Genomic DNA, 12,655 nt, shown 5'->3' with positions numbered 1-12,655 from the left:
CGGTGCCCCCACCCACTTGGGCGGCACTTGGAGCCGGCTTGGGGTCGCCCGCCGGCTCGACAGATCAGCCGGTCATGACCCTCGCGCGTGCGGCCGGCTCCGGGGTGCTGGTGCGCTCGACCCGCGAGGCGACATCGGCCACGGTGTCCTGGAGCAACCCGACCAGCCGGTCGGCGACGTCGTCGACGCAGGCAACCGCGAGGCCCTCGACGGCATACGCGACCGTGTGTGGCGCGGTCTGGCGTCGATAGGTCCGCTCGCTGACCAGGGCGACACGCGCGTAGCGCTCCGCCCAGGCGTGGGCGTCGGGAGCCGACGCGAACGCGGTGGCGCACCAGCCGTCCACGTCGCCCCGCACGGCGGGGCGGGTCGCGGCCAGCCGCTGGGCCGTCAGCAGGCCCACGGCGAGCACGTTCTGGCGGGTCGACGGAGCCACGGGAAGCGCCGCGGCGGCGGCGCGGGTCGCGATGACCAGGTCGAGGTCGAGGTCGGTCCCGGTGAGGCCGACCACGTCGGGGATGAGGGTGACCAGCCTGGGACGGTCGACGTCCCCGAGCGAGTCGTTGACCATCCGGGCGAGCGCGGCCAGCAACGGGTGGGTGCACGCGGGGTGGTCGCTCCAGCGCTCGCCGGCGAGGAAGGAGGCCATCTCCATGAAGCAGGCGCCCTTGCGAGGGTTGCGGTGCCGTCCCGCGGACAGGACAGGGACCAGGTCCGGCAGGGTCGTCTCGCGGCTCATCGCATCTCCCAGCGCACGGTCGTGGTCACCCGCCACGCCGCCATTTCCACTATGCGCCGGGGACGCTCGGGGCGCCACCCCTACTCGGTGCGATGACGGTCCGGTGGCGGTCGGCGCCGCTGAGGGGTCGTCCGGAGCCAAACCGCCGCATCCGCAAGGATCGCCTCGTCCTCCTGATGGAGAAGGCGCGCCCCTCCCTGCCGGATGTGTCGTAGTACTCCTGGCCCGACGATGGTGACTGCCGGGGGGACATCACCTGATCCGCAGCCCCGTCACCCATTCCTCGCCAGCATCTGGCTCTTGTGCAGGGAGTCCCGAATGACGGTCATCGAGCGCCTCTTCGACAACGCGTGGTACGTCGCCAACGCCTCGCCGACAGCCCGCGACCAGCTCGCCGCCGACGTGACGCGGGCGTGGATGGCCCGGGAGTCGGCGATGAGCGACGCCGCCAGCGCGTGCAGCGTGGCCGGCGTCTCCCCGGCTCGATCGGCCCTGGCCCTGTCGCTGAACAACGCCACCCAGGCGGCGTACGACCGGGCACGGTCCCGGGCCGCCGAAGCCGCACGCTGCACCGACATCATCGGCGGCCACGCCTTCTGCGTGCGCCGGGAGGTGCACCCGAACGGCGCCATGTCCGTCGAGGTGACCTCGTGCACGCTCATCCGGCGGGCGTCCCTGTCGGTGAATGGTCGCGGGCACGAGTGGAACGCCACCTTCCACGACCCGCAGGGCCGGCTGCGCGAGTCGTTCTCGACCGTGCTCGGCACCGATCCGTGGGCAGCCCTCCACACGGCGTGTGAGTGGATCGTCAGCGGTCAGCTCTGAGGCTCGCGAACCAGGGGGCCGAGACCGACTTGGGCACGACCATCGCCCAGGCGTCCAGCACGATCTCGGGAAGCCGCTCCAGCTCGATCGCCGCTGTCCACGCCTCGACCCACTGGTAGCGCAGGTCGACCTGTCCGGGCATGAAGAAGACGTCGGGCTCCGACTCGACCAGGGCCGCCCGCTCCTCGCGAGGAAAGGCGAAGCCCATCTCGGTCTCGTCGCGGGAGAAGGCCAGCCACACGATGCTGCCGACCCGCCACTTCACCCGGTCGCGGACCAGTACCTCGTAGGCGCGCGGCAGTGGCGCCGCGATGCGGCGCACGTCCTCGACGGTGACGGCCACCCCACCACTGTCGCACCCGTCACTGACAGCACAGTCATGCAGGAGTGCGAGAAGACGTCAGCTCTCCGGGACGCTGGTCCGCAGCTCCTCCAGCCACGCGCGGGCGGTGACGTCGGACGGCATACGCCAGTCGCCACGGGGCGAGAGTGAGCCACCCGCAACGACTTTGGGGCCGTTGGGGAGCGCGGAGCGCTTGAACTGGTTGCTGAAGAACCGATGCACGAAGACCTCCATCCAGCGCCGGATCGTCGCGAGGTCGTATGCCGTGCGGCGGCCCTCGGGGTATCCCGCGGGCCACTCGCCGGACTCCGGGTCGGACCACGCGTGGAGCGCCAGGAACGCGATCTTGCTGGGGCGGTAACCGCGACGCAGCACGTGGTACAGCGTGAAGTCCTGCAACGCGTAGGGCCCGACGGAGTCCTCCGTGGACTGGAGCTTCTCGCCCGCCCTGGTCGGGACGAGCTCGGGGCTGATCTCCTGGTCGAGGATCTCGGTGAGGGTGCCGTTGACAGGGCCCTCGAACTGGCCGCTGCCGACCACCCACCGGATCAGGTGCTGCATCAACGTCTTGGGCACGCCGCTGTTCACCCCATAGTGCGACATCTGGTCGCCGACGCCGTACGTGCACCACCCGAGCGCCAGCTCGGACAGGTCGCCCGTGCCGAGGACGATCCCACCGCGCTGGTTGGCGGCGCGGAAGAGGTAGTCGGTGCGCAGGCCTGCCTGGACGTTCTCGAAGGTTACGTCGTAGACCTCCTCGCCGCGCCCGAAGGGGTGAGCCAGGTCCTTGAGCATCTGGGTCGCGGCCGGCCTGATGTCGAGCTCCTCCCACGTGATCCCGAGGGAGTCCATGAGGTGGATCGCGTTGGTCTTGGTGCCGTCGCTCGTGGCGAAGCCCGGCATCGTGAAGCCGATGATGTCGGTGCGCGGCCTGCCGAGTCGGTCCATGGCCTTGGCCGCGACGATGAGCGCGTGCGTGGAGTCGAGCCCGCCGCTGACGCCGATGACGATCTTGGGCTGCCAGGTGTCGGTGGCGATGGCCCGCAGCCGCTGCTCGAGCCCGGACACCTGGATGTTGTAGGCCTCGTAGCAGTCGAGCGCCAAGCGGGCCTCGTCGTCGGGCACGAAGGGGAACCGGTCGACCTTGCGGCGCAGCCCGATGTCACCCGACGGTGGCTTCAGGGCGAAGCCGAGGGTGCGGAAGTCCGCGCCGTCGCTGGCGTCGATCCGCTCGGCGCGGCGGTTGTCGTCGAAGGAACCCTGTCGGATGCGTTCCTGCCGCAACCGGTCGAGGTCGACGTCGACGACGGTGGCGCGGGCACCGTCCGGGAAGCGCTCGCTCTCCCCGAGCAGGTCGCCCATCTCGTAGACCATCGTCATGCCGTCCCAGGACAGGTCGGTCGTGGACTCACCGGCCGACGCCGCGGCATACAGGTAGGCCGCGTTGCACCGCGAGCTCGCCGAGCGGGCGAGCAGGTGGCGGTCCTCGGCGCGGCCCACGGTGATGGGCGACGCGGAGAGGTTGAGCAGCACGGTGGCTCCCGCCAGCGCGGCCTTGGCGCTCGGGGGGACCGGCACCCACATGTCCTCGCAGATCTCGACGTGGACGGCGAGGCCGGGGACGTCGTCGGCCTCGAAGATGAGGTCCGGGCCGAACGGGAGGTCGCCCTCCTCGTCGGCACCCGGCCAGTGCGGCGCGTGGAACCAGTCGCTGCGGGTGTCGTCGCCGGAGGCGAAGTGTCGCTTCTCGTAGAACTCGCGGTAGTTGGGCAGGTTGGACTTCGGCACGACGCCGAGGACCTCGCCGCGGTGGATGACGACGGCACAGTTGAACAGCCGGTTGCCGTGCCGCAACGGGGCGCCCACGACGACGACGGGAAGCAGGGTCCTGGTCGCCACGGCGAGGGTGACCACTGCGCGGTCGACCTCGTCGAGGAGGACGTCCTGGAGGAGGAGGTCGTCGATGGCGTACCCGGACAGGCTCAGCTCGGGGAAGAGGGCCACCGCAACACCCTCCGCGTGCCGCAGCCGCACCTGCTCGACGACCGCCTCGGCATTGCGGGCGGGGTCGCCCGCGTGGACGGGGAGGGTGCAGGCCGCGACGCGGGCGAAGCCGTGGCGGTAGGCAGACGCGAAGTCCGACGATGAAGCCCCGTGGTCCATGGCCCGAGTCTGTCAGAGGGTCCGGTGCGAGGACCGGCGAAGGGTTCGCGTCGAGCCCCGCCGCCCGCCGTTCGTCCCGTTCAGCCGCGCAGTCGGGCCGCCTGACGGGTGAGGTGGTCACGCTCCGCCGCGCTGGTCGCCGCCCTGGCCGCCGCGGCATACAACGTGTGTGCCTGATCGAGGTCCCCGGCCTTCTCGTGCAGGTATGCCGCGACGGCGACGTGGCGGGGGACGGTTGCGTCCACCGCGGCCAGGGCTCGGAGGCCTGCGAGCGGGCCGTCGACCTCGCCGACGGCGACGGCGCGGTTCAGCGCGACGACGGGGCTGTCGGTGAGCCGGGTGAGCTCGTCGTACCACTCCAGGATCTGCGTCCAGTCGGTCTCGGCCGCGGACCGGGCGTCGGCGTGCAGCGCCGCGATGGCGGCCTGGGCCTGGAACTCACCGAGCTGGTCGCGGGCCAGGGCGTCCTGCAGGATCCGCACCCCGTCGGCGATCGCGGTCGTGTCCCACCGGGAACGGTCCTGGTCGGCCAGCGTCACGAGCTCGCCGGCCTCCGTGCGGCGCGACGCCCGCCGGGCGTGGTGCAGCATCATCAGTGCCAGCAGCCCCGCCACCTCGGGTTCGTCGGATGCCGCAGCCAGCTGACGGGTCAGCCGGATCGCCTCCGCTGCCAGGTCGACCTCGCCCGTGTAGCCCTCGTTGAACACGAGGTAGAGGACGCGCAGCACGACCGCGAGGTCGCCCGGATGGGTCAGCCGCTCGCCCGAGATGGTGCGCTTGGCGCGGCTGATCCGCTGCGCCATGGTCGCCTCGGGGACGAGGTAGGCCTCCGCGATCTGGCGCGTGGTCAGCCCGCCGACGGCGCGCAGGGTCAGCGCCACCGCGGAGGTCGGCGAGAGCGCAGGGTGGCAGGAGAGGAACAGCAGCAGGAGCGTGTCGTCGGCCTGTTCGGTGGCGCCCGGCCCCGGCTCCTCGTGGAACCGCTCCTCCCGCCTGCGTCGCGCGGCCTCCGATCGCACCGCGTCGACGTACCTGCGCGACGCCACCGTGACGAGCCACGCCTTGGGTTCGTCGGGCTGCGCGGACGGCCAGCGACGGAACGCCTCGACGAGGGCCTCCTGCACGGCGTCCTCGGCCGCCGCGAAGTCTGCTCCGCGGCGGACGAGGATGCCGAGCACCTGAGGTCCGAGGTGCTTGAGCAGCTCGTCGAGCTCGCTCATCGCCTGGTCACTCCGTGATGACGGGCGGCTCGGACATGAACGCCCGGACCTCGATCCACTCGTTGAGGGGGACGCCACCCGGGCCGGGGGCCGACGAGAGGAACGCCGCCGCCTCGTGGGCGCGCTCCACCGAGTCGACGTCGATCACCATCCAGCCGGCGATCAGGTCCTTGGTCTCGGCGAACGGGCCGTCGGTCACCGGCGGCTTGCCCTCGCCGTCGTACCGCACGAAGGCGCCCTCGGGTGAGAGCCCATCGGCGTCGACGAACTCACCCCGCTCGCGGAGCGTGTCGGCGACGTGGTGCATGAACCCGATGTGGTCCGAGATCTCCTGGGGAGTCCATTGGTCCATGGGGATGCAGCCCTGGGGGCTGCGCTCCGGACCGCCTCGGTAGTGCTTCAGCAGCAGGTACTTGGCCATCGTCATCTCCTTCGTCCGTGCCGGCCATTCTGGCCGCCATCACCCCCAGGACGGAGCCGTCGGTCGGTTCTCGACATGGTCGGCGACACAACTTTCGGCCCACGGGGGGGAACTTCGGGTATGCCGCGTGGCTCAGCCCTGCACGGGGAGGTGGGCGTCGAGCCAGCCCACCACCTCGTCCATCACCTCGTCGCGGTTGGTCTCGTTCAGGACCTCGTGGCGCGCCTCGGGCCACAGCTTCACGCTGACGTCCTGCACGCCGAGACGGCGGTACTGGTCGGCGACCTGCTGGACGCCCTTGCCCTTGGCGCCGACGGGATCGAGTGACCCGGCGATGAGGTGGATGGGCAGCTCCTTGGGCACGCGGGCCACCTCCGAGTCGGCGTTGATGGCAGCGAGGCCGCCCAGCAGGTCGACGAAGAAGCCGCTCGTGAACACGTTGCCGCAGCGCTCGTCGGCGACGTACTTGTCGACCTCGGCCTCGTCACGGGAGAGCCAGTCGAACTTGGTGCGGTTCGGCTTGAAGGCCGCGCCGTACTGGCCGAAGGTGAGCTGGTCCATCAGGGCGCTGGGGTGGCGACGGCCGCGCAGGCGGGCCTGGGCGGAGGCGAGCGCGAGGCCCACCTTGCCCAGCGCGCCCGGGTCGCCGGCCGTGCCGGAGAGCACCAGCCCGTCGAGCTCCCCGCCGAACCGCGTGACGAAGGAGCGGCTGAGGAACGAGCCCATGCTGTGGCCGAAGAGGAAGAACGGCAGACCCGGGTGCTCGGACAGCGCGTGCTCGGTCACGAGGTGCAGGTCGTCCACCACGGTGTCCCACCCGTGGTCGTCGGCGAAGTAGCCCCCGTCCTGGGCGGCGCGCGCCGTGGAGCCGTGGCCGCGGTGGTCGCTCGCGTACACGGCATACCCCGCTGCGGTCAGCCGTTCACCGAACCGGGCGTAGCGGTCAGAGTGCTCGGCCATGCCGTGCGCGACCTGGACCACGGCCTTGGGTGGGCCCTCGGGCAACCACCTGTTGACGTGCAGCTGGGTTCCGTCGGGAGTGGTCAGGGTGCTCGTGCTCGACTGCATTGCGCCTCATTCGCTCGGAAAGGTGTCGCCAGGGCCGCTGCGCTGACAATAGCCACGCGCGGGAGCCGTGACGGACCGTTGCCCGGCATTTGGTGGGGCGATGAGTTCTGCCGGGTGGCATGGTCTGTATCGACGAATCCCACCCTCGTGCGAAAGGCTCCGACCATGGCCAGAAAAGTCTCGGCCCACCTGTTCAACTCCGTCAACGGCGTCGTGGAGGCCCCCGACCAGTGGCAGTTCGACCGCTTCGGGCCGGAGGAGATGGAGATGATGGGCAAGGCCATCGGCGGCGTCACCGACGTGGTCATCGGCCGCAAGCTGTGGGACGAGTGGTCGCAGTACTGGCAGTCCGCGGGTGCCGACGACCCGTTCGGCCAGTTCATCAACCCGGTGCGCAAGCACGTGGTGTCCTCGACGCGATCGGGTGACCTCGGCTGGAACAGCACCGTCATCGACGGCGACCCGGCCGCCCACGTCCGGGAGCTCAAGGAGTCCGAGGGTGGGGACATCTCGGTCGTGGGCGGCATCGACACCATCCGGTCACTGTTCCTGGCCGGTGTCATCGACGAGCTGACGCTGACCACCCACCCGGTGGCTGGCGTCGGTCGTCGGCTCTTCGACGAGTCCGTGCCGGTCACCCGGCTCGACCTCGTCGACAGCCAGGTCACGTCGGTCGGGAACGCCGTCCTGACCTACCGGTTGCGGCCGCAGGACTGAGCCGAGCCACCACCTCCGGCCGGGTGAGGACCAGGCCCACCAGCTGGGTCCGACTGGTCAGCCCGAGCTTGTCGCGGATGCCGTCGAGGTGTCCCTCCACCGTGCGGACGGTGATCACCAGGGCGTCCGCGATCTCACGGTTCGACAAGCCCTGCGCGACGAGGGTCGCGATCTCCTTCTGGCGCTCGGTCAGGGCGGTGGCGGCGCGGTTGACGTCCCGGTCCCTCGGAGCCTCCCGCCGCGGCCCGCGGGTGACCTCGGCGAGGAACTCACCGGGGGACCCGGAGGCGATCTCGACCACGTCGACGGTCCCTATCGAGATGTTCGGCGTCACCGAACCGGCCGAGGGGAGGGTTGCCACCTCCCTGCGCAGGGCCAGGGCCAGCCGCTGCGCCGCACCGGCTGCCGTGGCACTGACCAGCACCGCGAAGTGTCCGAAACCCAGGGCAGCGACGAAGCGGTCGGCCCCGCGCAGCCGGTCGGCGAGTCCGACCATGACCGTGTCGGCGGCGTCGATGCCGTCCGCGTGCACGATCCCGCCGACGTTGGTCACCTCGATGATCGCCATGACCACCTGCGCTCCGGGAGCCTGACCCGGGTGTCGTTCCAGGCTTCGCTGGACGCGGTACTCCAGCTCGACGCGGGTGGGCAGCCCCGTCATCGGGTCACGCGAGAAGAAGGGGTCGACGACGTGGGGGGCCGGCACCGCGGAGTCGGGCAGCACCCAGTGACTGCCCACGATGGAGACCACGCGGTGCGCGTCGTCGTGAAGGCCCCGCGCGGTGATCCGTACCAGGGCATTGCCGTCCGGGCCGGGCACGAGCACCGCCAGGCTCAACGTCCGGGTCCGCCCCTCGGCAACGGCGGCGATGCCGTCGCCCAACGGCGAGCGCTGGTCCTCCGGGAAGCCGTCGAGCCACTGGTCGATGGACCAGCTGCTCGCGTCAGCCATGCCGTGGTGTCGGAGGATGGAGGGGGACAACCTCAGCAGGTCGTTCGCCGGGTCGTAGTCCCACGACCCCATCGGCGCCCGGACCGCGGCGCCCTGGTCGACACGCTGGGTCGCCATCGCCACGCCCAACGAGTCGTGGATGGCGTCGCGGGCTGACAGCAGCAGCCGTCGATCGGCCTGGCTGAAGTCGCGAGGCGAGTCGTCCAGGACACAGATGGTCCCGAAGACGTCACCGTCGGGCCAGTAGACGGGGAAGCCGAGATAGGCCAGCAGCCCGCGCCGGGCATCGGGGTTCTCCACCCACTCCGCCTCGCTGCGGCTGTCAGCCACGACGAGCTCGGCCTGGTTGGTGATGACGTACTCACACAGCAGGCCCGGCTCGAGAGCCAGCCGCTCTCCCGGGTCGTAGTAGTCCTGCTCAAGGCTCGGTGCGGTCATCTCGATCGCACCGTCTTCCGTGTGCCGGGTCACGAGCCCCAGCTTCACGTTCATCGACCGTGCGAGGACGGTCATCACCAAGCGCCACGAGGCCACCGTCTCCTGCGACGGCGCCCTCGTGGTCATCGACTCCTGGTCCGGCATCTCCTGATCCCCCTGCATCGAGTTGTCTCCCCACCCGACGAGGTACCCAGGACGGCCCGCACCGTCGTGGCACCAGGACAGGTAGTTCCCCCCGTGTGTGCGGAGTCCTCGGCAGCCAGTCTGGAGTCGTCCTTCAGCACCAAGGCTGGTCCACAACTCGACAGAGACTGCACAGCACGTCGACCGGCCGCAGCCGGTATCCCCAGACGGCCCGGGTCGACATCCCGGAGGCGGGTGCGGTGACACTCGCCACCTTGAGCTGGTTGCCTCACCCGTCCTCCCCTTCCGGGTGCATGGGTCGGTATGCCGTCGGCCTGCTCACCGACCCGCGACCCCTGCAAAACGTTCGACAACCCCGCCCGAAAGTAGCACCACCCCTCGCGTCGACGTCAACACGCGGCATCGCTGGAGCAGTCGAACCATGACAACGAACATCGAGGTCCGGACCCGGACCTCTGGACGAGGAGGTACCGATGTCAGCGCTACCCGTCGGTTCGGACGCGCCACACCCTCGGCGCGGCACCGACGCCGATGAGCAGCACGACTCCGGTGTCGGGCAGCACCACGCTCCTGGCGAGGAGGTTGACTCGGCCCTGATCGAGGCCGTCCGGGCGGGCGACGAGTCCGCGACGGCGACGTTGTACACGCGCTACCACGCGTCGGCGCTGAGGGCGGCGAGGGGCATCGCGGGGCACGGGGTTGCCGAGGACCTCGTCTCCGAGGCCTTCACCAAGGTGCTGGTGGCGATCCTCCACGGGGCCGGTCCCAAGGTCGCGTTCCGCCCCTACCTGGTCGCGACGATCCGCAACCTCTACGTCGACGGAATCCGCCGGAGCGCCCGGGAGTTCCTGGTCGATGATCCTGACGTCCTCGACAACGCCGAGCCCGATGCGGCAGAGGCGTTCGTGGAGCACACCGTGATGATGGATGCCCTGGCCACGCTCCCACCCCGGTGGCGGGAGATCCTGTGGCGGACCGCGGTGGTGGGCGAGCCCCTGGGTGTCGCGGCCGCCAAGATGGGCCTGAACCCCAACGCGGCTGCCGCCCTGAACTTCCGTGCGCGGGGTGGCCTGCTCAAGGCCTACCGCGAGGCCCAGGACCAGGAGACCGGCTGGTAGCAGCGGCCCGCGTGCTCGGTGCCCGGTCAGGGGAGTGCCGTCAGCGGACCACCTTGAAGTTGAACTGGCCGGTGCCCAGCGTACCCATCAGGCGAAGCCACAGGGGCAGCAGCATCTCGGCACCCCGAGCGGTCTCCAGGGCGCCGAGGTCGATGACGTCGTCGTGCCCGAAGGCCTGCAACAGCGCGACGACCTCGGCCTTGGCGTCCGCGTCGTCACCCGACACGAACACGGTGCTGGACTGACCGAGGGACTGCGGGTCGACCATCAGGGAGGCGGTCAGGGTGTTGAGGGCCTTGACGACCTTCGCCCCGGGGTAGGCCCGCTGCACCTGCTCGGCCAGGGAGTCGCTGTCCTTGACGAAGAGCGTGGGCGGGAAGCCGGCGGTGAAGTCGAGCGGGTTGGAGATGTCGAGCAGCACCTTGCCGTTGAGGTTGTCCGCTCCGGCCAGACCCAGGACGCTGAGGGCGACCATGCCGGAGGAGGCGTTCACGACCAGGGTGGCACCGGCTGCGGCGTCGGCGAAGCTGGTCAGCTCGACCCCGGGGTGGGCGGCGTGCCAGGTCGTGAACGGCGGGTTGCCCATCTGGTCGGGGTCGACCCGGGCCGCGGTCGCCTCGGGGTCACGGGTGCCGATGGCCACTGAGTGGCCCAGCTCGTCGAGCTTGCCGGCGATGGTCTGGCCGACGATGCCGGTGCCGAGCACTGCGATTCTCATGAGGCGATAGTAGGCACGTGCCACGGGTCCGTCCCAGGACGCCGTGGGGCGCGCCTGCAGAGGGATCGAGCGAAGGCCCCCAACCGTGGTGGTTGGGGGCCTTCAGCTCACGTGCGCGAGGGGGGATTTGAACCCCCACGCCCTTTCGGACACTGCGACCTGAACGCAGCGCGTCTGCCGTTCCGCCACTCGCGCGTGGGAACGGCCAATTGTGGCGTACGCGCCCTGCGTTCGCCAAACTGGCCCATCGCGCCTCCGACGGACACGCGGCCACGAGGACCGTCTGCCCCCTTCGGCGCGGCGCGCGTGACCAGTCTGCCCAGACCAGCCCGTTACGATCGGGTCCAGACGTGACCAGACATCGCAGGGCAACAGGTGAGGAGGTGCCAGCAGTGGGACTGTTCGACCGGGTCGAGCAACGCCTCGAACGCGCCGTCAACGGTGCCTTCGCCCGTGCCTTCAAGTCCGAGGTCCAGCCGGTGGAGATCGCGTCCGCGATCCGCCGGGCGATGGACGACCGCGCCGCCGTTCTCGGCCAGGGCCGGACCATCGTCCCCAACCTGTTCACCGTCGAGCTGTCCGACACCGACTACGAGCGGCTCGGTGGCTACGACGAGGAGCTCGAGAACGAGCTGATCGCCGCGGCGCAGGAACATGCCGAGTCCCAGCGCTACCAGCCCGGCGGTCCCCTCCAGGTGAACTTCGCGAGCGCCAACGACCTCGAGACGGGCGTCTTCCGCCTCCGCACCTCCACTGCCCGGCGCCCCGGAGCCGCCCCCAAGCGGGGCGAGGAGGGGTATGCCGCGACGCCGGCTCCCAGCCCCGCCGCACCGGCCGCGCCAACCCCCGCCGCGCCGACGCCGGCCGCCCCACGCCCACGGCATACCGAGGACGACGGGTTGGAGGCGACGCAGATGCAGGCACCGGTCGCACCGGCAGCCCCGCCACGCCGGGTCAACCCGGCCGACCGCCCGTGGCTGGACGTCGACGGCGAGCGCTACCCGCTGATGGGCGCCATGACCGTGCTCGGCCGCGACGACAGCGCCGACATCATCCTCGACGACCCGGGCATCTCCAGGCAGCACAGCGAGATCCGCGTGACCAACGACGGGCCGCACCTCGTCGCGAGCATCCGGGACATGGGGTCGACGAACGGCACGTTCGTCAACAGCGAACGCATCACCAGTCAGCGCCTGTCCGACGGGGACCGGATCACGGTGGGGCGCACCTCCGTCATCTACCGCGCCGGTCGGCGGTGAACGCCACGCATGAGTGAACTCACCCTCACGATCATCCGCCTCGGGTTGCTCGTCCTCCTGTGGATCTTCGTCTTCAGCGTCGTCGGCGTGCTCCGGGGAGACATCTACGGCACCCGCGTCGTCAGCCGCACGCCCCGCAAGCCCGCGCCAGCCGCACGTCAGCCCGACTCGCGCTCGGCCGCCCCAGCGCCGGCCACACCCGCGAAGCGCCCCAAGCGGCAACCACATTCGTCCGTGCCGCACTCCCTCGTCGTCACGCAGGGGCCGCTCACCGGCACGAGCCTTCCGCTGCGCCAGGCCGGCACCATCATCGGCCGCAACCCCGAGTGTGCGCTGATCCTCGACGACGACTTCGCCTCCGGCCGGCATGCCCGCATCTTCCAGCGCGACAACGCGTGGTTCGTCGAGGACCTCGGCTCCACCAACGGCACCTTCGTCGGCACGGAACGACTGACCGGCCCCGTCCGGGTCGAGGCAGGCAGCACGCTGCGGATCGGCAAGACCGTCATCGAGCTGCGGCGATAGGTAGC

General features: G+C 70.7%; 13 protein-coding genes and 1 tRNA gene. 5 read left to right on the top strand and 9 right to left on the bottom strand.

Annotated features, from left to right (window positions below):
• Nucleotides 1-64: 64 nt before the first annotated feature.
• Nucleotides 65-739 (bottom strand): hypothetical protein, encoded by a 675-nt coding sequence (locus tag AC1DWP_RS09785; protein ID WP_477614269.1) that lies wholly within the window; start codon nucleotides 737-739, stop codon nucleotides 65-67.
• 318 nt (nucleotides 740-1,057) lie between these two features.
• Here AC1DWP_RS09785 and AC1DWP_RS09780 point away from each other — a divergent pair, with 318 nt between their 5' ends.
• Nucleotides 1,058-1,564: a hypothetical protein gene (locus AC1DWP_RS09780; protein ID WP_477614268.1), complete on the top strand. Its 507-nt coding sequence runs from the start codon at nucleotides 1,058-1,060 to the stop codon at nucleotides 1,562-1,564.
• On the opposite strand, the gene AC1DWP_RS09775 is transcribed toward AC1DWP_RS09780, so the two are convergent.
• The 5 genes from AC1DWP_RS09775 to AC1DWP_RS09755 all read right to left on the bottom strand — a co-directional run bounded on the left by AC1DWP_RS09775 (nucleotide 1,548) and on the right by AC1DWP_RS09755 (nucleotide 6,779).
• Nucleotides 1,548-1,907, bottom strand: coding sequence for an MmcQ/YjbR family DNA-binding protein (locus tag AC1DWP_RS09775; protein ID WP_477614267.1), 360 nt, complete (start codon nucleotides 1,905-1,907; stop codon nucleotides 1,548-1,550). The genes AC1DWP_RS09780 and AC1DWP_RS09775 overlap by 17 nt on opposite strands.
• A gap of 57 nt (nucleotides 1,908-1,964) precedes the next feature.
• On the bottom strand, nucleotides 1,965-4,070 hold the full coding sequence (locus AC1DWP_RS09770) for an NAD(+) synthase (protein WP_477614266.1): 2,106 nt from the start codon (nucleotides 4,068-4,070) through the stop codon (nucleotides 1,965-1,967).
• An 80-nt stretch (nucleotides 4,071-4,150) separates the two neighbouring features.
• Nucleotides 4,151-5,290, bottom strand: coding sequence for an RNA polymerase sigma factor (locus AC1DWP_RS09765; RefSeq protein ID WP_477614265.1), 1,140 nt, complete (start codon nucleotides 5,288-5,290; stop codon nucleotides 4,151-4,153).
• Nucleotides 5,291-5,297: 7 nt separating this feature from the next.
• On the bottom strand, nucleotides 5,298-5,711 hold the full coding sequence (locus AC1DWP_RS09760; protein ID WP_477614264.1) for a YciI family protein: 414 nt from the start codon (nucleotides 5,709-5,711) through the stop codon (nucleotides 5,298-5,300).
• A 132-nt stretch (nucleotides 5,712-5,843) separates the two neighbouring features.
• The gene (locus AC1DWP_RS09755; protein WP_477614263.1) at nucleotides 5,844-6,779 is read right to left on the bottom strand and encodes a lysophospholipase; all 936 of its coding nucleotides are present in this window, start codon (nucleotides 6,777-6,779) and stop codon (nucleotides 5,844-5,846) included.
• Nucleotides 6,780-6,944: 165 nt separating this feature from the next.
• Here AC1DWP_RS09755 and AC1DWP_RS09750 point away from each other — a divergent pair, with 165 nt between their 5' ends.
• Nucleotides 6,945-7,496: a dihydrofolate reductase family protein gene (locus AC1DWP_RS09750; protein WP_477614262.1), complete on the top strand. Its 552-nt coding sequence runs from the start codon at nucleotides 6,945-6,947 to the stop codon at nucleotides 7,494-7,496.
• On the opposite strand, the gene AC1DWP_RS09745 is transcribed toward AC1DWP_RS09750, so the two are convergent.
• Nucleotides 7,444-9,030: a LuxR C-terminal-related transcriptional regulator gene (locus AC1DWP_RS09745; RefSeq protein ID WP_477614261.1), complete on the bottom strand. Its 1,587-nt coding sequence runs from the start codon at nucleotides 9,028-9,030 to the stop codon at nucleotides 7,444-7,446. The two genes, AC1DWP_RS09750 and AC1DWP_RS09745, sit on opposite strands and share 53 nt — an antisense overlap.
• A 473-nt stretch (nucleotides 9,031-9,503) precedes the next feature.
• Here AC1DWP_RS09745 and AC1DWP_RS09740 point away from each other — a divergent pair, with 473 nt between their 5' ends.
• Nucleotides 9,504-10,148, top strand: a complete 645-nt coding sequence (locus AC1DWP_RS09740; protein WP_477614260.1) for an RNA polymerase sigma factor — start codon at nucleotides 9,504-9,506, stop codon at nucleotides 10,146-10,148.
• Between the two features lie 40 nt (nucleotides 10,149-10,188).
• On the opposite strand, the gene AC1DWP_RS09735 is transcribed toward AC1DWP_RS09740, so the two are convergent.
• Complete coding sequence (locus AC1DWP_RS09735) at nucleotides 10,189-10,866, bottom strand: NADPH-dependent F420 reductase (protein ID WP_477614259.1); 678 nt, start codon at nucleotides 10,864-10,866, stop codon at nucleotides 10,189-10,191.
• Nucleotides 10,867-10,978: 112 nt separating this feature from the next.
• Nucleotides 10,979-11,061 (bottom strand) — tRNA-Leu (locus tag AC1DWP_RS09730).
• Nucleotides 11,062-11,258: 197 nt separating this feature from the next.
• Between AC1DWP_RS09730 and AC1DWP_RS09725 the strand changes: the two genes are divergently transcribed.
• Entirely contained in the window at nucleotides 11,259-12,125 is an 867-nt protein-coding gene (locus tag AC1DWP_RS09725; RefSeq protein ID WP_477614258.1) for an FhaA domain-containing protein, read from the top strand.
• A gap of 9 nt (nucleotides 12,126-12,134) precedes the next feature.
• The gene (locus AC1DWP_RS09720) at nucleotides 12,135-12,650 is read left to right on the top strand and encodes an FHA domain-containing protein FhaB/FipA (protein ID WP_477614257.1); all 516 of its coding nucleotides are present in this window, start codon (nucleotides 12,135-12,137) and stop codon (nucleotides 12,648-12,650) included.
• The last annotated feature ends 5 nt before the right edge of the window (nucleotides 12,651-12,655 follow it).

The sequence above is a fragment of the Pedococcus sp. P2_F6 genome, from assembly GCF_056403675.1.
This window is presented reverse-complemented; position numbering and strand designations above follow the sequence as displayed.

Bases quoted from the DNA above. Each gene is read 5' to 3' on its own strand.
- AC1DWP_RS09745 (WP_477614261.1), bottom strand. From the start codon at position 9,030: ATGCCGGACCAGGAGTCGATGACCACGAGGGCGCCGTCGCAGGAGACG.
- AC1DWP_RS09755 (WP_477614263.1), bottom strand. From the start codon at position 6,779: ATGCAGTCGAGCACGAGCACCCTGACCACTCCCGACGGAACCCAGCTG.
- AC1DWP_RS09760 (WP_477614264.1), bottom strand. From the start codon at position 5,711: ATGGCCAAGTACCTGCTGCTGAAGCACTACCGAGGCGGTCCGGAGCGC.
- AC1DWP_RS09780 (WP_477614268.1), top strand. From the start codon at position 1,058: ATGACGGTCATCGAGCGCCTCTTCGACAACGCGTGGTACGTCGCCAAC.
- AC1DWP_RS09735 (WP_477614259.1), bottom strand. From the start codon at position 10,866: ATGAGAATCGCAGTGCTCGGCACCGGCATCGTCGGCCAGACCATCGCC.
- AC1DWP_RS09740 (WP_477614260.1), top strand. From the start codon at position 9,504: ATGTCAGCGCTACCCGTCGGTTCGGACGCGCCACACCCTCGGCGCGGC.
- AC1DWP_RS09785 (WP_477614269.1), bottom strand. From the start codon at position 739: ATGAGCCGCGAGACGACCCTGCCGGACCTGGTCCCTGTCCTGTCCGCG.
- AC1DWP_RS09750 (WP_477614262.1), top strand. From the start codon at position 6,945: ATGGCCAGAAAAGTCTCGGCCCACCTGTTCAACTCCGTCAACGGCGTC.
- AC1DWP_RS09720 (WP_477614257.1), top strand. From the start codon at position 12,135: ATGAGTGAACTCACCCTCACGATCATCCGCCTCGGGTTGCTCGTCCTC.
- AC1DWP_RS09770 (WP_477614266.1), bottom strand. From the start codon at position 4,070: ATGGACCACGGGGCTTCATCGTCGGACTTCGCGTCTGCCTACCGCCAC.
- AC1DWP_RS09765 (WP_477614265.1), bottom strand. From the start codon at position 5,290: ATGAGCGAGCTCGACGAGCTGCTCAAGCACCTCGGACCTCAGGTGCTC.